The 21,334-nt window shown below is 72.1% G+C and carries 17 protein-coding genes; 10 read left to right on the top strand and 7 right to left on the bottom strand.

Annotated features, from left to right (window positions below; all coding sequences use genetic code 11):
• The first annotated feature begins 50 nt into the window (after window positions 1-50).
• The 4 genes from rocD to ACQP1N_RS08135 all read left to right on the top strand — a co-directional run bounded on the left by rocD (window position 51) and on the right by ACQP1N_RS08135 (window position 4,691).
• Entirely contained in the window at window positions 51-1,217 is a 1,167-nt protein-coding gene (gene rocD, locus ACQP1N_RS08150) for an ornithine--oxo-acid transaminase (RefSeq protein ID WP_165488382.1), read from the top strand.
• A gap of 159 nt (window positions 1,218-1,376) precedes the next feature.
• Window positions 1,377-2,345, top strand: coding sequence for an LCP family protein (locus ACQP1N_RS08145; protein WP_433230140.1), 969 nt, complete (start codon window positions 1,377-1,379; stop codon window positions 2,343-2,345).
• Window positions 2,346-2,451: 106 nt separating this feature from the next.
• Entirely contained in the window at window positions 2,452-3,081 is a 630-nt protein-coding gene (locus ACQP1N_RS08140) for a PadR family transcriptional regulator (RefSeq protein WP_067794967.1), read from the top strand.
• The gene (locus ACQP1N_RS08135) at window positions 3,078-4,691 is read left to right on the top strand and encodes a DHA2 family efflux MFS transporter permease subunit (RefSeq protein ID WP_067794970.1); all 1,614 of its coding nucleotides are present in this window, start codon (window positions 3,078-3,080) and stop codon (window positions 4,689-4,691) included. The genes ACQP1N_RS08140 and ACQP1N_RS08135 overlap by 4 nt, the downstream gene beginning before the upstream one ends.
• Before the next feature lie 39 nt (window positions 4,692-4,730).
• Here the strand turns inward: ACQP1N_RS08135 and ACQP1N_RS08130 are convergent, their stop codons facing one another.
• From ACQP1N_RS08130 to ACQP1N_RS08120, 3 genes are all read right to left on the bottom strand, one after another.
• Window positions 4,731-5,234, bottom strand: a complete 504-nt coding sequence (locus ACQP1N_RS08130) for a DUF6113 family protein (RefSeq protein ID WP_433230135.1) — start codon at window positions 5,232-5,234, stop codon at window positions 4,731-4,733.
• Between the two features lie 40 nt (window positions 5,235-5,274).
• The gene (gene mshB, locus ACQP1N_RS08125; RefSeq protein WP_067794976.1) at window positions 5,275-6,165 is read right to left on the bottom strand and encodes an N-acetyl-1-D-myo-inositol-2-amino-2-deoxy-alpha-D-glucopyranoside deacetylase; all 891 of its coding nucleotides are present in this window, start codon (window positions 6,163-6,165) and stop codon (window positions 5,275-5,277) included.
• Window positions 6,166-6,246: 81 nt separating this feature from the next.
• Window positions 6,247-7,734, bottom strand: a complete 1,488-nt coding sequence (locus ACQP1N_RS08120; RefSeq protein WP_084262646.1) for a serine/threonine-protein kinase — start codon at window positions 7,732-7,734, stop codon at window positions 6,247-6,249.
• A gap of 170 nt (window positions 7,735-7,904) precedes the next feature.
• On the opposite strand from ACQP1N_RS08120, the gene ACQP1N_RS08115 reads away from it, so the two are divergent.
• Window positions 7,905-9,986: a prolyl oligopeptidase family serine peptidase gene (locus ACQP1N_RS08115; protein WP_433230131.1), complete on the top strand. Its 2,082-nt coding sequence runs from the start codon at window positions 7,905-7,907 to the stop codon at window positions 9,984-9,986.
• On the opposite strand, the gene ACQP1N_RS08110 is transcribed toward ACQP1N_RS08115, so the two are convergent.
• Together ACQP1N_RS08110 and ACQP1N_RS08105 are read right to left on the bottom strand one after the other, a co-directional pair.
• Complete coding sequence (locus tag ACQP1N_RS08110; protein WP_067794982.1) at window positions 9,959-11,701, bottom strand: ABC transporter ATP-binding protein; 1,743 nt, start codon at window positions 11,699-11,701, stop codon at window positions 9,959-9,961. The two genes, ACQP1N_RS08115 and ACQP1N_RS08110, sit on opposite strands and share 28 nt — an antisense overlap.
• Window positions 11,698-13,452, bottom strand: coding sequence for an ABC transporter transmembrane domain-containing protein (locus ACQP1N_RS08105; protein ID WP_084262648.1), 1,755 nt, complete (start codon window positions 13,450-13,452; stop codon window positions 11,698-11,700). The genes ACQP1N_RS08110 and ACQP1N_RS08105 overlap by 4 nt, the downstream gene beginning before the upstream one ends.
• Window positions 13,453-13,752: 300 nt before the next feature.
• Between ACQP1N_RS08105 and ACQP1N_RS08100 the strand changes: the two genes are divergently transcribed.
• From ACQP1N_RS08100 to ACQP1N_RS08080, 5 genes are all read left to right on the top strand, one after another.
• The gene (locus ACQP1N_RS08100; RefSeq protein WP_433230129.1) at window positions 13,753-14,985 is read left to right on the top strand and encodes a PP2C family protein-serine/threonine phosphatase; all 1,233 of its coding nucleotides are present in this window, start codon (window positions 13,753-13,755) and stop codon (window positions 14,983-14,985) included.
• A gap of 201 nt (window positions 14,986-15,186) precedes the next feature.
• Window positions 15,187-15,876: a succinate dehydrogenase cytochrome b subunit gene (locus ACQP1N_RS08095; protein WP_084262657.1), complete on the top strand. Its 690-nt coding sequence runs from the start codon at window positions 15,187-15,189 to the stop codon at window positions 15,874-15,876.
• Window positions 15,877-15,881: 5 nt separating this feature from the next.
• Window positions 15,882-17,819, top strand: a complete 1,938-nt coding sequence (locus ACQP1N_RS08090) for a fumarate reductase/succinate dehydrogenase flavoprotein subunit (RefSeq protein WP_433232614.1) — start codon at window positions 15,882-15,884, stop codon at window positions 17,817-17,819.
• A 2-nt stretch (window positions 17,820-17,821) separates the two neighbouring features.
• Window positions 17,822-18,574, top strand: a complete 753-nt coding sequence (locus tag ACQP1N_RS08085; protein ID WP_067794988.1) for a succinate dehydrogenase/fumarate reductase iron-sulfur subunit — start codon at window positions 17,822-17,824, stop codon at window positions 18,572-18,574.
• A 147-nt stretch (window positions 18,575-18,721) separates the two neighbouring features.
• Window positions 18,722-19,360 (top strand): hypothetical protein, encoded by a 639-nt coding sequence (locus tag ACQP1N_RS08080; RefSeq protein ID WP_433230125.1) that lies wholly within the window; start codon window positions 18,722-18,724, stop codon window positions 19,358-19,360.
• On the opposite strand, the gene ACQP1N_RS08075 is transcribed toward ACQP1N_RS08080, so the two are convergent.
• Together ACQP1N_RS08075 and ACQP1N_RS08070 are read right to left on the bottom strand one after the other, a co-directional pair.
• A complete protein-coding gene (locus ACQP1N_RS08075) occupies window positions 19,357-20,334 on the bottom strand; it encodes a LysR family transcriptional regulator (protein WP_067794992.1) in 978 nt (325 codons plus the stop codon). The two genes, ACQP1N_RS08080 and ACQP1N_RS08075, sit on opposite strands and share 4 nt — an antisense overlap.
• 84 nt (window positions 20,335-20,418) lie before the next feature.
• Window positions 20,419-21,105: a Crp/Fnr family transcriptional regulator gene (locus ACQP1N_RS08070; RefSeq protein ID WP_433230121.1), complete on the bottom strand. Its 687-nt coding sequence runs from the start codon at window positions 21,103-21,105 to the stop codon at window positions 20,419-20,421.
• Window positions 21,106-21,334: the final 229 nt, after the last annotated feature.

Genomic DNA, 21,334 nt, shown 5'->3' with positions numbered 1-21,334 from the left:
GGGCCGAGCCGCGAAGGAGCGTCGTGACGCCGACCGACCAGCTGCGAGCCATGTCCGAGGAGCACAGCGCGCACAACTACCACCCCCTTCCCATCGTGGTCGCCGAGGCGGACGGGGTGTGGCTGACCGACGTCGAGGGCCGCCGCTACCTCGACATGCTGGCCGCCTACTCCGCGGTCAACTTCGGGCACCGCAACCCGCGCCTCACCGCGGCCGTCAAGCGGCAGCTCGACCGCGTCACGCTGGTCAGCCGGGCCTTCGACCACGACCAGTTCGGCCCGTTCGTGTCCGAGCTGGCCGAGCTGTGCGGCAAGGACATGGTGCTGCCGATGAACAGCGGCGCCGAGGCCGTCGAGACCGCGCTGAAGACCGCCCGCAAGTGGGGCTACGAGGTCAAGGGCGTCCCGGCCGGGCAGGCGAACATCATCACGTTCGAGGGCAACTTCCACGGCCGCACCACCACGATCATCAGCTTCTCCACCGACCCGGACGCCCACGACTCCTACGGCCCCTACACGCCGGGCTTCCGGACCGTCCCGTACGGGGACGCCGAGGCGCTCAAGGCCGCGATGGACGACGCCACCGTCGGCGTGCTGATCGAGCCGATCCAGGGCGAGGCCGGCGTGAACGTCCCGCCGAGCGGGTTCCTGCGCGCGGTGCGGGAGCTGTGCACCGCCCGCGGCGCGCTGATGATCGCGGACGAGATCCAGTCGGGCCTCGGCCGCACCGGCACGACGTTCGCCGTCGAGCACGAGGGCGTCGTCCCCGACATCTACATCCTCGGCAAGGCCCTCGGCGGCGGCATCATGCCGGTCTCCGCCGTCGTCGCCGACCGCGACGTCCTCGGCGTGTTCAAGCCGGGCCAGCACGGCTCGACGTTCGGCGGCAACCCGCTCGCCTGCGCGATCGGCCGCGAGGTCATCGCGATGCTGAAGACCGGCGAGTTCCAGGAGCGCTCCCGGACGCTCGGCGCCCACCTGCACGAGCGGCTCGGTCACCTCCCCGGCGACCTCGTCCGCGAGGTGCGCGGGCGCGGCCTGTGGGCGGGCGTCGAACTGCACGGCAGGGCCCGCCCGGTCAGCGAGCGCCTCATGGGCCTCGGCGTCCTCGCCAAGGAGACCCACGAGACCACCCTCCGCCTCGCGCCCCCGCTCGTCATCGAGCAGGACGACCTGGACTGGGCCCTCGACCAGCTGGAGATCGCCCTCAAGGGCTGAACCCACCGCATCACTCCGGCCCCCTGAACCGAAACGTCGCCGGTCAACGGCGCCCGGCGGCGTTTCCTCCTTCACCGCAGCCCCGAGGATCATCAAAGACTTGGCCGGGGCCCGCACGGCGCGGTGGCGCGGCGTGCCCGCGGGGGCAGTGTGGCGGGCATGCTGCGGAACAAGGGCCGACGCCGGGTGGCCATCGGGTGCGGCGGGCTGGCACTGGGCCTCCTGGTGCTGCTCGCGAGCGGGTTCTACCTGCTCCAGCGCGCGTACAACGGGGAGGTCAGGCGGGTCGCCGGAGCGCTGCCCACCGCGCCGGGCCGGCCGTCCTCCACCGGACGCGGTGAGAACTGGCTGCTGATCGGCTCCGACCGGCGCGCCGACATCCCCTCGATGGGCGCCCGGGCCGACACGATCATGCTGGTGCACCTGTCCGGGCGCGGCGACCGGGTCTCGTTGATCTCGATCCCGCGGGACGGCTGGGTGCCCGTCCCCGGGCACGGCACCACGAAGATCAACGCGGCGTTCGCCTACGGCGGGCCGCCGCTGCTGATCCGTACCGTGGAGCAGCTCACGCACGTCCGCGTCGACCACTACGCCGCGCTCGACTTCGGCGGGTTCGTGAAGATGACGGACACGCTCGGCGGCGTGGACGTCACCATCACCAAGCGGACCCACGACCCGATGCACAACCGCACGTGGGAGGCGGGGCGCCGGCATCTGAACGGCGCCGAGGCCCTCGATTTCGTCCGGCAGCGGTGGAACCTGCCGAGCGGCGACCTCGACCGGATCAAGCGGCAGCAGGCGTTCCTGCACGCGCTCGCGGACAAGGCGATGGACACCCGCAATCCGATCAGGATCGACCGGTTCGTCCGGGCCGTGACCGGTTCGGTGACCGTGGACGACTCGGTGACCGCCGGGACGCTGCGCAGGCTGGCGCGCCGGCTGCTCAAGACGTCCCTGACGGAGTACCTGACCGTCCCCGTCGCGGGGACGGCCGAGCGGGACCGCCAGAGTGTCGTACTCCTGGACGAGGATGGAATGCGGACGCTGTTCACCACCGTCCGGCAGGACCGGGTGGGCGACTACGTGGCCCGCAACGGCGCCGCCAACTCGGTGGACGCCGTGCGCTGACCCCGTCCCACCTGCACGGAAATGCCGGACATGAAGAAAGATGACAGCAGCCGTCCACATGGATTAGTCTAAGTGGACTAACCAGAATCGACCATAGGCCGCCGTCATGTCCCGACCCATCACACCGCTCGCGCTGACCGTGCTGCGGATGCTGTGCGACCGCCCCATGCACCCGTACGAGATGCAGCAGCGCATCCGCGACTGCGCCTACGACCAGGCCGTCAAGATCACGCACGGGTCGCTGTACCACTCGGTGGAGCGGCTCGCCGCGTGCGGGCTGATCGAACCGCTGGAGACGAGCCGCGAGGGCCGCCGGCCCGAGCGCACCATCTACGCGGTGACCAGCGCCGGACGGGACGCCGCGCAGCTCCGGCTCGCCGAACTGCTGCGCAACCCCACCGAAGAGTTCCCGCTGTTCGGCACCGGGCTGGCGTTCATCAACCTGCTCCCCGAGGGCGAGGTCGCCCGGCTGCTGCGCTACCGCACGGTCGTGCTGGAGTCCGCGCTCGCCGCGCACCAGACCGCGCACGACGCACTCCGCAAGCAGGGCCTCAAACGCTACAAGCTGATCGACCAGGAATGGCTGATCGCGCGGGTGCGCGGCGAACTGGACTTCGTCCGGGGCCTGACCGACGACCTCGACTCCGGCCGCCTCACCTGGAAGGACGACGAGGTGCAGTTCCTCTGCCATCCGCGACCGCGGCCACCACGCCATGACGACAAGGGGGCAACATGAGCAAATGGCGCGGCAATCCCTGGGCGATCCTGCTCACGCTCTCCCTCGGATTCTTCATGACCCTGCTCGACCTCACGATCGTGAACATCGCGATCCCGAGCATGATCGACAAACTGGACGCCTCGCTCGACCAGGTGCTGTGGGTCGTCAACGCCTACATCCTGGTGCTGGCCGTCCTGCTCATCACCGCCGGCCGGCTCGGTGACCTGTGGGGCAAGAAGAACCTGTTCATCACCGGGGTGGCACTGTTCACGCTGTCCAGCCTGGTGTGCGGCATCGCCCAGGACCCGACGCAGCTGATCGCCGCCCGCGCGGTGCAGGGGCTCGGCGCGGCACTGCTGATGCCGCAGACCATGTCGATGATCATCAGCGTGTTCCCGGCGGAGCGGCGCGGTGCCGCGCTCGGCGTGTGGGGCGCGGTCGCCGGGGTGTCCACCATCGCCGGCCCGACGATCGGCGGGCTGCTCGTCACCAGCCTCAGCTGGCGGTGGATCTTCTTCGTGAACCTGCCGATCGGCATCCTGGTGCTGGCCATGGCCGTGCCGATCCTGCCCGGCCACACCCGCACCGTCCGGCACCGGTTCGACGTCGCCGGCGTCCTGCTGGCGTCCGCCGCCCTGTTCTGCGTCACGTTCGCGCTCACCGAGGGCCAGAAGTACGAGTGGAACGAGGGGATCTGGGGGCTGATCGCCGCCGGGCTCGCACTGTTCGTGGTCTTCGTCCTCCAGCAGCGCACCCGCCAGGACGGTGAGCCGCTCGTCCCGTTCTCGCTGTTCAAGGACCGCAACTTCACCGTCCTGAACTTCGTCGGCGCGGCCGTCTCGGTCGGCATGATCGGCATGTTCCTGCCGATGACGATCTACCTGCAGTCGGTGCTGGGCTTCAGCGCCCTCAAGGCGGGCCTCGTCATGGCGCCGTCCTCGGTCGTGTCGATGTTCCTCGCGCCCGTCGCGGGACGGCTGTCCGACCGCATCGGCGGCAAGTTCATCCTGATGACCGGCCTCGTCCTCTACGCCGCCGGCATGGGGTGGATCGTCGCCATCGCCGAGGTCGGGACGGACTGGACCGCGTTCATCGGCCCGCTCGTCGTGGCCGGCCTCGGCATCGGCGGGGTGTTCGCGCCGATGGCCACCGAGGCGACCCGGAATGTTCCGCCGCGGCTCGCGGGCGCCGCGTCCGGCGTCAACAACATGATCCGGCAGGTCGGGTCGGTGCTCGGCAGCGCGGCGGTCGGCGCCACGCTGCAGAACCGGCTCGCGTCCGCGCTGCGGGACGAGGCGACGGCCCGCTCCACCGCGCTCCCGGCGGACATGCGTCCCGGCTTCGTCCAGGGGTTCGCGGACGCGGCCAAGGGCGGCCTGGAGGTCGGCGCGGGCCAGAGCGGCGCGAGGCAGCAGCTTCCGCCCGGTGTCCCGCCCGCCATCGCGCACCGCGTCAACGAACTGGCCGGGCAGGTGTTCTCGCACGGCTTCGTGCACGCGATGAAGCCGACGATGTGGCTGCCGATCGGCGTCATCCTCCTCGGCGCCGTCGCCTGCCTGACCCTCAAGGGCCACCGGGCGAACACCGCGCTCAGCGTCGAGCCCGAACCCGCACCGGTGGCGCCCTGACCTGGCCGCCGGCCCGGGGGCTCCCCCGGGCCGGTGCCGCTACCTGCGGGTACGCGCCGCCTTCCCGAGCAGCCACTCGCCCGGCGGGCGGGCCGGCGGCACCATCATGATCCCGGCCACCGCGGCGAGCATGCCGCCGATGATGAACAGGTAGCCGGCCGTGGTCGCGGGGACGACGAGATCGCCCTCACCGCGGCGCATCGACATCACGAACACCACGATTCCCCACGTCACCGCCGGGACCGTCGCACCGAGCCGGCCGCCCATGCCGAGACCGGACAGGCGGGCCATCAGGAAGACCAGCGCGACCAGGACGATCGCCGCGACCGGGACGGAGCCGACCGTCCAGTCCTGGGCGAACGAGCCGACCAGGCCGAACACCCCGCCGAGCAGGCCGAGGGCCGCGTAGGCGGCGCCGGACACGAACGCGTCCAGCGGCCGCTCGCCGTCCGCCCGGTCCAGGCCGGACCCGCCGCCGTCGCCGCCCGCCGGGCGGCCGTCCTTGGCGAGGCTGACCCGCGCCTCGTCGTCGTCCTTATGCACGGACGTCAGGGTACCGGGGCACGGGCGTCCCCTTTGTTGATCAGTCCGTGAGACCGGCGAACAGGTCGCGTTCGCGGCGCCCGGCGCCGATCGGGCCCGGCTCACCGGCCTGCAGGATGAAGTACTCGGTGCCGAACGCCTGCTGCCCCAGGTTGTTCGACAGCGCGAAGAACGGGCCGACCCGCTCGGGCGCGACGACGATCTGGGTACGGTGCGCGCGCAGGGCCGCGAGCTTGGCGGGCAGCTGGGCGCGGGCGTCGACGACCGTGGTGACCTGCCCGTCCGGGACGCCGGAGCCCAGTTCGTCCAGCCCGGCGACGCGGGCGAACGGCAGCTTCGCCTCGCGCATCACCGCGATCGCCCGCGCGAGGACGGTCCGGGGCGTGGCGTAGGCGTAGAACTTGGCGGCCCGCCACGGCGGCGCGCCGTCCTCGTAGGACGGGTCGGCGGCCAGCTCGAACGCCCGCCGCGCCACCCGGTGCGCCTGGATGTGGTCGGGATGGCCGTAGTTGCCGCGCTCGTCGTAGGTGACGATCACCTGCGGCCGGACCTCCCGGATCACCGCGACGAGATCCCGCGCGGCCGTGTCGACGTCCGCCCGCCAGAAGCAGCGCGGGTCGTCGTTGGTGGGGGCGCCCATCATGCCGGAGTCGCGCCAGCGTCCCACGCCGCCGAGGAAGCGGTGGTCGCGCACGCCGAGCGCCTCGCAGGCCGCCGCGAGCTCCCCGATCCGGTACTCGCCGAGGCGGTCCTCCTTGTCGGACGCCAGGTGGCGCAGTTCCTCGGGGATGACCTCGCCCTCCTCGCCCAGCGTGCAGGTGACGAGACAGACGTGGGCGCCCTCGGCGGCGTACTTGGCCATGGTCGCCCCGGTCCCGATGGACTCGTCGTCCGGATGGGCGTGGACGAACAGGATCCGCGGCTCCTTCATAGTCAACGAGCCTACTCAGGGCACGGCACCGCGGTGATGGCCGCCCTGCCCCACGCGCCCCGCAAGCCCGGCGGGCGGGCTTCAGCCGGTCCCGCCGCCGGTACCGCCGCCAGTACCGCCTCCGGTACCACCACCGGTGCCACCGCCGGTACCGCCCCCGGTACCGCCACCGCCGGTGCCGCCACCGCCGTCACCGCCTCCGGTGCCGGTGGACGGCGGCGTGGTCGTCGGTGCGCTGCTGGTCGGCGGCGTGGTGGTCGGCTCCCGCGAGGTCGGCGGCGTGGTGGTCGGCTCCCGCGTCGCCGGCGTGGTGTACCGGCGCGTCCGGGTGGGGGTCGGCGCCGGCTCGTCGGGCTCCTCGGTCGTCGGGGTCTCCGACACCGTGCCGGAGTCGGAGACCGCCGGCGTGGCGGGCCCGGCCGGCGGGTCGTCGTTCCGGGTCGCCATGAACAGGCCGACGACCAGCGCCAGGGCGGCGATCGCCGCGACGGCCGCGAGGATCGGCCACCTGGACTTGTGCTCGGGCTCCCAGCCGTCGCGGCGGCCCCGGTCGGCGCCGTACGGAGGAGGCGCGGGCGGCAGCGTCCCGGTGTAGTCGGCCGGCGAGACACGGCGCGTCCCGCCGCCGGGACCACCGGGGGCGCCGGGCTGGGTCGCGCCCGCCATCATCCCGGCCGCGGCGAGGCCGCCGGCGGCGAGCGTCGAGCCCTCCGCGAGCATGGTGTCGGCCTGCGCCGAGTCCTCCATCCGGGTCTGCCCGGCCCCGCCCGGCCCGCTGCCGATCAGCGCCATCATGAGCTGCTGCGCGGTCGGCCGCCGCTCCGGCTCCTTGACCAGGCACGCGGCGACCAGCCGGTGCAGGTCGGCGGGGACGCCGTCCAGGGCCGGCGGCTCGTGCATCACCCGGTTGATCACCGCGACGACGGTGTCGTCGCCGAACGGCGGGCGGCCGGTCGCGGCGAACACCATCGTGGTGGCCCACGCCCACACGTCCACGGCCTCGGTGAGGGTCGCCCCCGCCACCTGCTCGGGCGCCATGTAGGACGGCGTGCCGATCGCCTTGGTCGCGTTCGTCTGCCCGGTGTCAAGGGCCCGCGCGATACCGAAGTCGATGACCCGCGGCCCGTCCGGCGCCATGATGACGTTGTGCGGCTTGAAGTCGCGGTGCACGATCCCGGCCTGGTGGATCGCGACGAGCGCGGTCGCGGTGCCGATCGCGAGCCGGTCGAGCGCCGCCCCGCCGATCGGGCCGCTCTCGGTGACCTGCTTGTACAGCGACGGGCCCGGCACGTACTCGCTGGCGATGTACGGCTGGTCGCCCGCGACGTCGGCCTCCAGGACCTGCGCGGTGCAGAACCGCGCCACCTGCTTGGCGGCCTGCGCCTCCCGGACGAACCGGGTGCGCGCCATCGTGTCCCCGGCCAGGTCGGCGCGGAGCAGCTTGATCGCGGCCCGGTTCCCAGAGGCGTCCACGCCGGCGTAGACGACGCCCTGGCCGCCCTCACCGAGTCGTTCGACGATCTCGTACGAGCCAAGCCGCCGGGGATCTCCCGACTGCAGCTCCGGCATTGACCACTCCTCAGCCCGCGACAGGAAAAGTGTTGGGGAAGCTTTGAGCTTACGCGAGCGCGGACCCGGGCACGGGACATTCCCGGCCACCACGCGACGACCCGTGATCATAAGGGGCGGGAGAGCGCCGCGGGCCGTACTTCCCCGTCATCCTGGCAGACTCGGTTGTCATGAGCATCAGCTATCCGCGGCAGAGCGCCCGCACCCGACGGTTCACCCTCGGGGTACCCCGTGCATTCCAGATCGCGCCGGACGAGTCGCGCGTCGTCTTCCTGCGTACCAGGGCGGGCGACGACCCTGTGACCTGCCTGTGGACGCTGGACACCGCGACCGGCGAGGAGCGGTGCGTCGCCGACCCGGCGACGCTGGACGTCCCGGGCGAGGAGGACCTGCCCGCCGAAGAGCGCGCCCGGCGCGAGCGGGCCCGCGAGCAGGCGGGCGGCATCGTCGGGTACGCCACCGACCAGGCCATGGAGCAGGCCGTCTTCACCCTCGCCGGGCGCCTCTACGTCGCCGACCTCAACACCGCACTCGTCCGCGAACTACCCGCGCAGACACCCGTGTTCGACCCGCGTCCCGATCCGGCCGGCAAGCGGATCGCCTACGTATCGGGCCGGACGCTACGCCTCATCGAGATGGACGGCACCGATGACCGCGCGCTCGTCCAGCCGGAGTCCGACCAGATCTCCTACGGCCTCGCCGAATTCGTCGCGGCGGAGGAGATGGGCCGGCTGCGCGGCCACTGGTGGTCACCCGACGGCGGAACGCTGCTCGTCGCCCGGGTGGACGAGACGCCGGTACACCGCTGGCACATCGCCGATCCCGCGAACCCCGAGCGTCCCCCCGCCGAGATCGCCTACCCGGCCGCCGGCACGCCGAACGCGCTGGTGTCGCTGGTGCTGCTCAAGGTGGACGGCCGGCGCGTCGGCATCGGCTGGGACCGCGGCATGTTCCCCTACTTCGTCACGGCCGGCTGGGACCGGCACGGCCTGCTGATCGTCGTCCAGCCGCGCGACCAGCGCTCGCAGCGGGTGCTCAGCGTCGACCCGTCCAACGGCGAGACGTCGCTCGTCCACACCGAGCACGACCCCGTGTGGACGGACATCGTCCCCGGCCTGCCCGCCCGGACGAACGCCGGAGACCTCATCTGGACCTCCGAGGACCCCGACACCGACACCCGCCGGCTCACCGTCGCGGGCAAGCCCGTCACGCCGGGCGGCCTGCAGGTCCGGTCGGTGCTCGGAGCGGACGGCGAGTCGATCCTGTTCACCGCCTCGGAGGAGCCGACCGAGGTGCACCTGTACTCCTACGAGGCGGGCGAGGTGACGCGGCTGACCGAGGGGCAGGGCGTCTTCGGCGGCCTGCGCTCCGGCGGGGTGACCGTGGTGACGGGCGCGCGGCTCGACCGTCCCGGCACGGAGACCGAGGTGCGCACGCCGTCCGCCGTGCACCCGGTCGCGTCGTTCGCCGAGACCCCGGTGATCACCCCGCGGGTGGAACTGCTGCGCTGCGGGGACCGCGAGATCCGCACCGCCGTGGTGCTGCCCACCGGGTGGGAGCCCGGCCAGGGGCGCCTGCCCGTCCTCATGGACCCCTATGGCGGGCCGCACGCCCAGCGCGTCCTCGCCGTCCACCGCATGTACTGCGAGCCGCAGTGGCTCGCCGACCAGGGGTTCGCCGTCGTGATCGCGGACGGCCGCGGCACCCCGGGGCGCGGCCCGGCCTGGGACCGCGCCGTCCGCGGCGACTTCGTCGGCCCCGTGCTGGAAGACCAGATCACCGCGCTGGTCGAGGCGGCGCGCCGGCATCCGGACGCGCTCGACCTCGACCGCGTCGGCATCCGCGGCTGGTCGTTCGGCGGCTGGCTCTCGGCCCTCGCCGTCCTGCAGCGCCCGGATGTGTTCCATGTGGGCATCGCCGGCGCCCCCGTCACCGACTGGCACCTGTACGACACCCACTACACCGAGCGCTACCTGGGCCACCCCGACGAGGAGCCGGAGAGCTACGCCGCCAACTCCCTCACCGGGATGGCCGGCGAGCTGAAGCGGCCCCTCATGATCATCCACGGGCTGGCGGACGACAACGTGGTGGCCGCCCACACCCTGCGGCTGTCGTCGGCGCTGCTGGCCGCCGGCCGCCCGCACACCGTCCTGCCCCTCTCGGGCGTCACCCACATGACCCCACAGGAGGTCGTCGCGGAGAACCTCCTCCACATCCAGGTCGACTACCTGAAGTCCGCCCTGTCCGGGTGACCGCCGTGCCAGGACGCCCAGAGGGCGGCGTAAGGGCCGTTAGCGGCCATCAGCTCGTCGTGGGTGCCTAGTTCGGTGATGCGGCCGTCCTCCACCACCGCCACACGGTCGGCGTCGTGGGCGGTGTGGAGGCGGTGCGCGATCGCCACGACGGTCCGGCCGTCGAGGACGGCGGCGAGCGAGCGTTCGAGGCGGCGCGCGGCGCGCGGGTCGAGCAGCGACGTCGCCTCGTCAAGGACGAGCGTGTGCGGGTCGGCGAGGACGAGCCGGGCCAGCGCGAGCTGCTGCGCCTGGGCGGGCGACAGCGTCGCGCCGCCGGAGCCGACGACGGTGTCCAGGTCCGGCCCGTCCCAGTCGACGGCCGTGAGGACCCGGCGGATCTCGCCGTCGGACGCGTCCTGGCGGGCCATCACGAGGTTCTCGCGGAGCGAGCCGCGGAACACGTGCTGCTCCTGGGTGACCAGCGCGACCTCGCGGCGCAGGTCGTCCAGGGGCAGCTCGACCAGCGGGACGCCGCCGACGGTGACCGCGCCGGAGCGGGGGCCGTCGACGCCGGCGAGCAGGCGGCCGAGCGTCGACTTGCCCGCGCCGCTCGGGCCGACCATCGCGAGGCGTTCGCCGGGGCGCAGGTCGAGGTCCACGCCGTGCAGGACGTCCCGCCCGGGACGGTAGGAGTAGCGGACGTCCCGCGCCGTGAGCCGTTCCCCGGCCGGGCGGCCGCCGTTCGGCGTCCGGTCGGGCGGGACGTCGCCGACGCCGAGCAGCCGGGCCAGCGACGCGCCGCCGAGCTGCAGCTCGTCCAGCCACGACAGGAGCGTGTCGACCGGCTCGATGAGCTGCTGCACGTACAGGGTCGCGGCGGTCACCTGCGCGAGCGTCGCCATGCCGTTGATGTAGAGGAGCCCGCCGACCAGCAGCGTCGACACGACGGGCAGCACGAAACCCATCTCGGCCACGGGGAACAGGACCGTGCGCAGCCGCAGCGTGTACCGCTCCACCTTGTAGGAGGCCGCGATGTCGGCGTCGCCGCGCCGGTGCCGGCGGTCGGCGAGGCCGAGCGCCTCGGCGGTCCGGGCGCCCTGGACGGTCTCGGTCAGCCCGTCGGCGATGCGCGCCCACGCCGCGTGCTCGCCCAGGTAGCCGCCGCGCGCGCGGGGCAGGTACCAGCGCATCACCGCCACCAGCATCGGGACGGCGACCAGCGCGGGCAGCGCGACGAGCGGCCCGTTGAGCAGCAGCGCGCCGACCGTGAGCCCGCCGACGACGCTCGCGACGAGGGTCTCCGGCATCGCGTACCGGACGGAGGTGCCCAGCGTGTCCACGTCGCGGGACGCGCGGCTGACGAGGTCGCCGGTGCCCGCGCGCTCGACCGTGGACAGCGGCAGCGCCAGCACCCGGTCGACGAACTCCTCGCGCAGCTCGGCCAGGACCCGCTCGCCCAGCTTCGCGGACGCGAGGTAGGCGTACCGGATCAGCACGCCCTGGGCGATGACGAACGCGGCGATGGCGAGGCCGGTGGTGTCGATGTCGGCGCGGCCGTCGCGGACGTCCTCGACGAGGGCGCCGAGCAGCCGCGGCGTCACCAGGCCGGTCACGGCGGCCAGCGCGTGCAGGGCCAGCACCCCGGCGAGGGCGCGGGGGTGCCGCAGCACGAGCCGCCGCGCGTACGCCCGCACCTGCGCGGGGCCGGCGACCGGGAGGGTCTCGGCGCTCACATGCCCGCCCTTTCTGCGGCCTCTCCTCTGGTGACGGTGGCCGCGTAGCGCGGCTCGGTCTCCAGGAGGTCGCGGTGGGTTCCTTCTGCGATGACCTGTCCGTCCTGGACGAAGGCCACGTGGTCGGCGCGGTCCAGCATCAGCGGGCTCGTTGTGCAGACCACGGTGGTGCGGCCCACGCGCGCTTGGCCGAGCCTGGCGGCGATACGTGCCTCGGTGTGCGCGTCCACCGCGCTGGTCGGCTCCACCAGGATGAGGACGTCGGGGTCGTATACGAGCGCCCGTGCAAGGCGAAGGCGCTGTTGCTGGCCGCCGGAGAACTCTCGTCCGGCCTCGGCTACATGCGCGTCCAGTCCGACCGAGGCGACGACGTCCTCGGCACAGGCGGCATGGATCGCGGCCCTCAGCGCCGCTTCGTCGCCGTCCGGTGCCAGGGATTCGTGCAGCGGCCCCGAGAACAGGCGGTCCTCGTTGACGGCGACCAGAATCCGTTTCCGGACGTCCGCGACCTCGTACAGCGGGACGCCGCCGAAGTCGACCTCGCCGCCGGTGTACCGGCCGAGCCGGTCGGCGATCACCTGCGCGTCGCGCGGGTCGGCCGCCGCGAGCGCGGTCACCCGGCCCGGCCGCACGACCAGCCCGGATGCGATGTCGACCAGCTCGGAGTCCGCCGCGGGACGGGCCGTCCCGGTGCCCGGCAGCTCGGGGTCGAGCCGCAGCAGCGCGGTCACCCGGCCCGCCGCGACCATCCCCTTGGTGATCTTCCCGGCGGCCTCGCCGAGCGTCTTCAGCGGCACGATCAGGAACACCGCGTAGCCGTAGAACGCGACCAGCTCACCGACGCCGATCTCCCCCCTGACCGCGAACCGGGCACCGGCCCAGGTCACCAGCGCGATCAGCAGGCCGGGCAGCAGCACCTCGGCGCCGTTCATCCGGGTCTCGGCCCGCGCGGCCGCCACCCCGGCGGCGCGCACCCGCCGCGACTCGGCGCGGTAGCGGCCGGAGAACAGCCGCTCGCCGCCGATGCCGCGCAGTACCCGCAGGCCCGCGACGAGGTCGGTGGCGTGGGTGTTCAGCTCGCCGACCAGCTCGCGGTGCGCCAGCTCGCGGTCGCGGTAGGGGCGCAGCAGCGGCGCCGCGATCGCCAGGATCAGCGGGACGCCGACCAGCACGATCAGGCCGAGCGGCGGCGACGTGCTCAGCAGCATCGCGGCCACGACGACGATCGCGACGACGGCGCCCGACGCACGCGACACGATGTCCAGCGAGTCGCCGATGTGCGACACGTCCGACAGGCCGATGCTGACCACCTCGCCCGCGCTCAGCCGTTTCGGCAGCGTCGCGCCGAGCCGGGTGGCCTGCCGGGTGACGAGCTGGACCGTCCGGTAGGCCGCCGCGAGCCAGTTGTACACGGCGAACCGGTGCCGGACGGCGCCGGTGGCGGCCTGGACGACGCCGAGGCCGAACAGGACGGCGGACCAGGTCACGAGGGCGCGCTCGTCCCGCGCCGCGACGCCGTCGCCGATGGCGCGGCCGATCGCGGCGGGCATCAGTGCCTGGCTGAGCATCCAGACCACGCCGAAGAGCGCGCCGGCGGTGATGCTGCGCCACTGGAGGCGCAGCAGCCACAGCAGGTAGCGGGCGGGAGCTCGGCGATCGGCGCCGGAGTCGCGCCGGGAGCCGCGGGGGGACCTCCCCCCTCGAACAGCGTGGTCGGGTCTGCCAGGATCTTTCTCCGGCAACGACTTCACGGGACGAAAGGTTATGCAGCGAGACGCTCGGTTCTCGACTGGTTTTTCACCAGCTCGGACGCGTTTCGGGCAGACCGGAAAACGCGATCAGGGCGCGCGCCGGGGATGCGCCGAGATGGGACGACACGCTAAGGTCTGGAACGTACGGAGCGACGCTTCCCCCGCTCCTTGAGCCGGGACCCTGGCGGCTAGGCCGATGCCGCTGCCCCGGCGCAGCCGCTCGCACCTTCCCGCAGCCGCGGGAACAAGTGGTGTGCTACCGCCGTTGCCAGTGCCGTCAGCCCGACTTCCGGAAGCCCTGTGAGCACGATCAGCCATCAGACGCACCATTTCACGCCGGGGACCGAGGACAGGATCGATCTGCTCCTCATCGACGACGACCCCTCCGACGTCCTCATGGTCGAGAAGATGCTCGCCGAAAGCGGCCTGGACGTCGGGATCACCGTCGCGGGCGACCTCGTCGCCGCCCGGCGGACCCTGACGCGCCGCACCCAGTGCATCATCGTGGACCTCTCCACCCCCGGCATCGACCGGCTGGAGGGGCTCCGCCAGGTACTCGCGCTGTCCGGGCCCGCCGCCGTCGTCGTCCTGACCGGCCTGGACGACGCCTACCTCGGCGTTCAGGCGGTCGCCGCCGGCGCCGAGGACTACCTGGTCAAGCAGGAGGTCGACGGGCCGCTGCTGGCCCGCGCCATCCGCTACGCCATCGAGCGCAAGCGCTCGGAGGAGACCGAGCGGCGGCTCGTCGAGGCGCGCATCCTCGGGCGCGAGAACGCCCGGCTGGAGCGCGGGCTGCTGCCCGTCCCGCTGATCGACGACCCGTCGCTGCGGCACCACACCCGCTACCGGCCCGGCCGGCGGCGCGCGCTGCTCGGCGGCGACTTCTACGACACCGTGCAGACCAAGGGCGGCGCCGTCCACCTGATGATCGGGGACGTGTGCGGGCACGGCCCGGACGAGGCGGCCCTCGGCGTCCAGCTCCGGATGGCGTGGCGGACGCTCGTGCTCGCCGGGCACACCGGCGAGCAGCTGCTCGGCACCCTCGACACCGTCCTCGGGCACGAGCGGCGCAGCGAGGAGATCTTCACCACGCTCTGCATGATCACGATCGCGCCGTCCCGCCGGACCGCCCGGATGCATCTCGCCGGGCATCCCGCGCCGCTGCTGTTCCGCGGCACCCCCGGGCAGGAGGGCGAGGTCGCGGCGCTGCCCGAGTACGCGCACGGCCCGGCGCTCGGCCTGGTGCCCGGCGCCGAGTGGCCGACCACCGAGATCGACCTCGGCGAGTCCTGGGGGCTGATGCTCTACACCGACGGCCTGATCGAGGGGAAGGTCGGCGCGGGCTCCGACCGGCTCGGCACCGACGGGCTCGTCGATCTGGCTCGGAAGGCGCACGACACGGGCGCCACCGGACGCGGCCTCATCGACCGGCTGGTGACCGATGTGGAACGTCTCAACGGGGACGCCCTGACCGATGACCTGGCCGTCCTGCTGCTGTCACGGCAGCACGGCGTGGTGCCCGTGAGGCACTGACCACAACTTCCTGACTTTCGTCAACGTTTTCTCGATCACTCTCCCGGAGAGTTCCCGAACACTCTGTGAGGTCACTCACCCGACGGAACGTTACAAAACGGCCACAACAGCCGTTCTGCGTGCATTCATAGCCTGCGGCTATCGCCACCAGTGCGCTGATGACTTGGAACTATTCTCCGATCCGGACATAGCGTGCAGGCCGTGGCTATAGCGATACCTGCGATCTACCGGTCAACCGTCGGCAAGAAGGCCGTCATGGCGGTGACCGGCGGCGTCCTCGTGCTGTTCCTGATCACGCACATGCTCGGGAACCTGAAGATCTTCCTCGGCGCGGACGAGTTCAACCACTACGCGCACTGGCTGCGCACGATCGGTGAGCCCGCGGTACCGCACCGGACCGTCCTGACGCTCCTTGAGGCCGTGCTCGCCGTCTCGGTCGTGCTGCACATGTGGTCGGCGGTGTCGCTCGCCCGCCGCGCCTCCGCCGCGCGCCCGGTCAAGTACCAGTCCAAGAAGAAGTCACACGCGCAGGGCTATGCCACCCACACGATGCGGTACGGCGGCGTCATCATCGCGGTCTACATCATCTGGCACCTGCTGGACCTCACGTTCTTCGTCGTGAACCCCAAGGGTTCCGACGCCACCCCCTACGAGCGGCTCGTCGCCGACTTCGACCCGTCCCGCTGGTACATCACCATCTGGTACATCGTCGCCGTCCTCCTCGTCGGCCTGCACCTCAACCACGGCATCTGGAGCGCGTTCCAGACGCTCGGGCTGCGCGGCCCGCGCACCCACAACGCCCTGCGGGGCCTCGCCGCGACCCTCGCCGCGCTGATCACGCTCGGCTTCGTCGCCATCCCCGTCTCCATCACGTTCGGATGGGTGAGCTGACCACCATGACCGACAGCTTCTACAAGTCCGGCGAGCCGATCGCCGACACCAAGGCGCCCAAGGGCCCCATCGAGGACCGCTGGACGACCCGCAAGTTCGAGGCCAAGCAGGTCAACCCGGCCAACAAGCGCAAGAAGAAGATCATCATCATCGGGACGGGGCTCGCCGGCGGCTCCGCCGGCGCCACCCTCGGCGAGGCCGGCTACCACGTCATCCAGTTCTGCTTCCAGGACTCCCCGCGCCGCGCGCACTCGATCGCCGCGCAGGGCGGCATCAACGCCGCCAAGAACTACCGCAACGACGGCGACAGCGTGTACCGGCTGTTCTACGAGACGGTCAAGGGCGGCGACTTCCGGTCCCGCGAGTCGAACGTGCACCGGCTCGCCGACATCTCCCGGCAGATCATCGACCAGTGCGTCGCGCAGGGCGTCCCGTTCGCCCGCGAGTACGGCGGCCTGCTCGACAACCGCTCGTTCGGCGGGACGCAGGTCTCCCGCACCTTCTACGCCCGCGGGCAGACGGGCCAGCAGCTCCTGCTCGGCGCCTACCAGGCGCTGATGCGGCAGGTCGACGCCGGGAACGTGGAACTGCACCCGCGGCACGAGATGCTCGACCTGATCATGGAGGACGGGCGGGCGCGCGGCGTCGTCGTCCGGAACCTCATCACCGGCGAGATCAAGCACTACACGGCGGACGCGGTCGTGCTGGCGTCCGGCGGCTACGGCAACGTGTACTTCCTGTCCACGAACGCGATGGGCTCGAACGTCACCGCGTCCTGGCGCGCCCACCGGCACGGCGCCCTGTTCGCCAACCCGTGCTACACGCAGATCCACCCGACGTGCATCCCGGTCAGCGGCGACCACCAGTCGAAGCTGACGCTGATGTCGGAGTCGCTGCGCAACGACGGCCGGGTGTGGGTGCCGAAGAAGGCCGGTGACACCCGCAAGCCCTACGACATCCCCGAGGACGAGCGCGACTACTACCTGGAGCGCATCTACCCGTCCTTCGGCAACCTCGTCCCGCGCGACATCGCCTCCCGCGCGGCGAAGAACGTCTGCGACGAGGGACGCGGCGTCGGCCCCGGCGGCCTCGGCGTCTACCTCGACTTCGCGGACGCCATCGCGCGGCTCGGCCGGGACAAGGTCGAGGCCAAGTACGGCAACCTCTTCGAGATGTACGAGCGCATCACCGGCGAGAACCCCTACGACACGCCGATGCGCATCTACCCCGCCGTCCACTACACGATGGGCGGCCTGTGGGTGGACTACGACCTGGAGTCCACCATCCCGGGCCTGTTCGTGATCGGTGAGGCGAACTTCTCCGACCACGGCGCGAACCGGCTCGGCGCGTCCGCGCTGATGCAGGGCCTCGCGGACGGCTACTTCGTCCTGCCGAACACGATCGGCGACTACATCGCCCGCAACAGCCTCCCCCCGGTCGCCGACACGGCGATCACCGAGGCCGAAGACAGGGTGAAGACCCAGATCGACAGGCTGCTGTCGATCGACGGGGACCGTTCCGTCGACTCCTTCCACCGCGAACTCGGCCACATCATGTGGGAGTACTGCGGCATGGAGCGCACCGAGGAGGGGCTGCGCAAGGCGCTGGAGCTCATCCCGGCGCTGCGCGCGGAGTTCTGGACGCGCGTCAAGGTGACCGGCAAGGGCGAGGAGCTGAACCAGCAGCTGGAGAAGGCCGGCCGCGTCGCCGACTTCTTCGAGCTGGCCGAGCTGATGGTCATCGACGCGCTGCACCGCACCGAGTCCTGCGGCGGCCACTTCCGGGCCGAGAGCCAGGACGAGGACGGCGAGGCCCAGCGCGACGACGACAACTTCGGCTACGTCGCCGCCTGGGAATGGGCCGGGGAGGGCGGGCAGCCCGTCCTCCACAAGGAGGCCCTGGACTTCGAATACGTCAAGCCGACTCAGAGGTCGTACAAGTAATCATGAAGCTCACACTGCGCGTCTGGCGCCAGAGCGGCCCCCAGGACAAGGGCGGAATGGTCGAGTACAAGCTCGACGACGTCTCCCCCGACGCATCGTTCCTGGAGATGCTGGACGTCCTCAACGAGAAGCTCATCGCGTCCGGCGAGGAGCCGGTCGCGTTCGACCACGACTGCCGCGAGGGCATCTGCGGCATGTGCTCGCTGGTCATCAACGGCACCCCGCACGGCCCGGAGCGCGCCACCACCACGTGCCAGCTCCATATGCGCAAGTTCCGGGACGGCGAGGTCATCGACGTCGAGCCGTGGCGGGCCAAGGCGTTCCCGGTCGTGAAGGACCTGGTCGTCGACCGCTCGGCATTCGACCGGATCATCCAGTCCGGCGGCTACATCACCGCCCCGACCGGCACCGCCCCCGAGGCGCACTCGACGCCCGTCCCGAAGCCGGACGCCGACCGCGCGTTCGAGGCCGCCGAGTGCATCGGCTGCGGCGCCTGCGTCGCGGCCTGCCCGAACGGCTCCGCGGCCCTGTTCCTGGGCGCCAAGGTCACCCACCTCGGCCTGATGCCGCAGGGGCAGCCGGAACGCTGGGACCGTGTCGTGTCCATGCTGGAGACCCACGACGAGGAGGGCTTCGGCGGCTGCACCAACACCGGTGAGTGCACCGCCGCCTGCCCGAAGGGGATCCCGCTCGACGTCATCGGCCGCCTCAACGGCGACTACCTGAAGGCGACCGCGGGCGGAAAGAAGCGGTAGCCCACCCTCGATCTCGGCCCCGCCCGGCATACCGGGCGGGGCCGTTCTCATGTGACCACCCGATCACTTCCGGTCCGGACCCGATCGGCCTCCCGTACATGGCGGCCAGGTCTCCGCACCGACGCGATCTTGCAATACGATCCCCTCATGCACGTGCAGAAGCAGGTGCATCTGCATCGGCAGATGCACGGTATGCCGGATTCGCCGCCGGCGGTGCACCGGTCGATCCTCTGCGTGGACGTCGCGGGCTTCGGGGGCCGGCTGAACCCGGACCAGCTCATCACCCGGGACGGGCTGTACCGCGCGCTGCGGGAGGCGTTCACCGAGTCCGGCATTCCGCCGGAGTCGTGCTACTGCGAGGACCGCGGTGACGGCGCCCTGATCCTCATCGGCCCCGACGTGCCGAAAGAGCGGCTGGCCGGGCCGTTCCCCACCGCGCTCGCGGCCCTGCTGGAACGGCACAACGAGGAGGCGCCACCGGGCGCGCACATCAGGGCCCGCGCCGCCATGCACGCCGGTGAGGTCCACTACGACGACCACGGCGTCGCCGGCTGCTCGGTCAACACGGCGTTCCGGCTGCTGGAGGCCGCCCCGCTCAAGGACGCGCTGCGCGCCTCCCCCGGCGTCCTCGCGCTGATCGCGTCCGACTGGTTCTACCAGGAGGTCGTCCGCCAGTGCCGAGGATGCGCCGCGGACTCCTTCCGGGCGGTGGACGTCTCGGTCAAGGAGACCCGGACCCGCGGCTGGATCCGCCTGCTGGAGGCCGCCGGGCAACCGCGGATCTAGGCGCCCACCAGGCTCTCGACGCCCGCGGGGAGGTCTCCGGCCAGGCCGGCCTCCACAAGGAACGTCTGCAGGGTCTCCTGGAAGGCGCGCGCCGCGTGGGTGAGCTCGACATCCTTGCGGTGGGCGAGCGCGATCGTCCGCAGCAGGCCCGGACCGTGGCGGCCGCGGCGTGCCTCCTCATCCGCCAGGACGAGCGGGGTCCCGCGCAGGCCGGGACGTCCGGCAAGGACCATGCTGGGGACGACCGCGATCCCCAGGCCGACCTCGACGAAGCGGAGCACGGCGTCCATCTCGCCGCCCTCCACGGCGAACCTGGGCTCGAACCCGGCCGCCCGGCACGCGCTGATGGTCGCCTCACGCAGGTCGTATCCGGGACGGAACATCACCAGGGGACGGTCCTGCAGATCCTCGATGCGCAGGTACGAACGGCGCGGCATCTGGACGGGCGTGCCGGCCCCCGCCGGGGAGGCCACCACGAGGTGTTCGCGCAGGATCGGGGTCGTGTCCAGGGGCGGGGCACCCTGAAGCGGAAGGATGACCAGGGCCAGGTCCAGCGAACCGCGTGTCAGCTCCCGGACGAGGTCCCGCGAACCTCCCTCCTCGACGAGGAGCTGAATTCCCGGGTAGGCGTCGTGGAAGCGACGCAGAACGTCCGCCAATAGGCCCGCGCATAGGGACGGTGTAGCGCCGAGCCGTACCCGTCCGCGCCTGAGACCGGCCAGCTCTTGCACTTCCAAGCGGGCGGTGTCGACATCGGCCAGGATGCGCTTGGCCAAGGGCAGCAGCGCCTCACCGGCGGGCGTCAGCGTGATGTTGCCGCGCGCACGCCGGAACAGTGAGACGCTCAGCTCGCTCTCCAGCGCGCGGATCTGCTTGGACAGCGACGGCTGCGCCACCCGCAGAAGCTCCGCGGCCTGCGTGAAGTGACGCACCTCCGCGACCGCGACGAAGTAGGCGAGCTGCTGTAGCTGCATCCTGCACAGAGTACGGGCCGGCCGGCCGCCCGGACGCGGAGGGTCGGCGCGCAGGCCCGGGACGCCCCGGACCTCGGGAACCGCTCAGCGCGCGTGGCGGCGAAGGGCCTGGAGGTCGTGGACGATCAGGCGCCGGCGTCCCGTCTCGATCCAGCCGTGCCGGCGCAGCGTCCGCAGCGCCTTGCTCACCGCCTCCCGGGACGCGCCGACCCATCCCGCCAGCTCCTCCTGCGACAGGTTCAGCGTGATACGGACGCTCTCACCGCCCGTGCTCGTCCGGTGCGGCACCCCGAAACGCTCGGCCAGTTCGACGAGCCGCTGCGCGACCCGTCCGGTCGCGTCGAACATGCCGAACTCGACGCGCTTGCGGTCGGCGTCACGCCAGCGCTGGCACAGCATCCGCATGATGAGGATCGAGACACGGCCGTGAGCCTGCAGGAACGCCATGAATTCGTCCGCGGTGACCGCGAGCACCCGCACCGGTTCGAGCGCGGTGACCGACGCCGACCGCGGCAGCCCGTCGATCGCGCCGACCTCGCCCAATAACGCCCCCGGCCCGCGCACCGCCAGCAGTGCCTCACCGCCCTGCTCATGGTAGGAGAACGCCTTCACCCGGCCGCGCAGCAGAACGGCGACCCAGCCGGGATCCTCCCCCTCGGTGAAGAGCGTGTCCCCGCGCGCGAAGTCGCGGACGCGGCCACGTGCTTCCAAATCCTCGCGTTCCGCCGGGGTCAGCTCGGCAAGGAACGAGGCCGGTTCGAGGGGGTTCATGCCCACCACGCTAGAGGGATTCGCGCTCGCATGCCTCCCGGGAAATCACGGGTCAGTCACGCGTTGTGTGCACAAATCCCTACTCCGGCGGCCGGATGTGGGTCAGGGTGGACACCGGCGTGCGCGACCGGAAGGTCGTCCGAGCGTCCACGGCGTCCACGGGGAACGGCGGAAACGGCGGGCGGCGGTCCGGGGGCACGCCGCCCGCCGTGTTTCGGGAGCGCCGCAT

It is taken from the genome of Actinomadura formosensis, assembly GCF_050948385.1.
GTDB classification, from domain to species: domain Bacteria; phylum Actinomycetota; class Actinomycetes; order Streptosporangiales; family Streptosporangiaceae; genus Spirillospora; species Spirillospora formosensis.
Note: the sequence above shows the minus strand (reverse complement) of the source record. Positions and strands in the feature narration are given on the sequence as shown.

What these genes read in the sequence shown, in the direction of transcription:
- ACQP1N_RS08135 (WP_067794970.1), top strand. Translation starts at nt 3,078, where the DNA reads ATGAGCAAATGGCGCGGCAATCCCTGGGCGATCCTGCTCACGCTCTCC.
- ACQP1N_RS08120 (WP_084262646.1), bottom strand. Translation starts at nt 7,734, where the DNA reads ATGCCGGAGCTGCAGTCGGGAGATCCCCGGCGGCTTGGCTCGTACGAG.
- ACQP1N_RS08090 (WP_433232614.1), top strand. Translation starts at nt 15,882, where the DNA reads ATGACCGACAGCTTCTACAAGTCCGGCGAGCCGATCGCCGACACCAAG.
- ACQP1N_RS08140 (WP_067794967.1), top strand. Translation starts at nt 2,452, where the DNA reads ATGTCCCGACCCATCACACCGCTCGCGCTGACCGTGCTGCGGATGCTG.
- ACQP1N_RS08080 (WP_433230125.1), top strand. Translation starts at nt 18,722, where the DNA reads ATGCACGTGCAGAAGCAGGTGCATCTGCATCGGCAGATGCACGGTATG.
- mshB (WP_067794976.1), bottom strand. Translation starts at nt 6,165, where the DNA reads ATGAAGGAGCCGCGGATCCTGTTCGTCCACGCCCATCCGGACGACGAG.
- rocD (WP_165488382.1), top strand. Translation starts at nt 51, where the DNA reads ATGTCCGAGGAGCACAGCGCGCACAACTACCACCCCCTTCCCATCGTG.
- ACQP1N_RS08145 (WP_433230140.1), top strand. Translation starts at nt 1,377, where the DNA reads ATGCTGCGGAACAAGGGCCGACGCCGGGTGGCCATCGGGTGCGGCGGG.
- ACQP1N_RS08070 (WP_433230121.1), bottom strand. Translation starts at nt 21,105, where the DNA reads ATGAACCCCCTCGAACCGGCCTCGTTCCTTGCCGAGCTGACCCCGGCG.
- ACQP1N_RS08085 (WP_067794988.1), top strand. Translation starts at nt 17,822, where the DNA reads ATGAAGCTCACACTGCGCGTCTGGCGCCAGAGCGGCCCCCAGGACAAG.
- ACQP1N_RS08075 (WP_067794992.1), bottom strand. Translation starts at nt 20,334, where the DNA reads ATGCAGCTACAGCAGCTCGCCTACTTCGTCGCGGTCGCGGAGGTGCGT.
- ACQP1N_RS08115 (WP_433230131.1), top strand. Translation starts at nt 7,905, where the DNA reads ATGAGCATCAGCTATCCGCGGCAGAGCGCCCGCACCCGACGGTTCACC.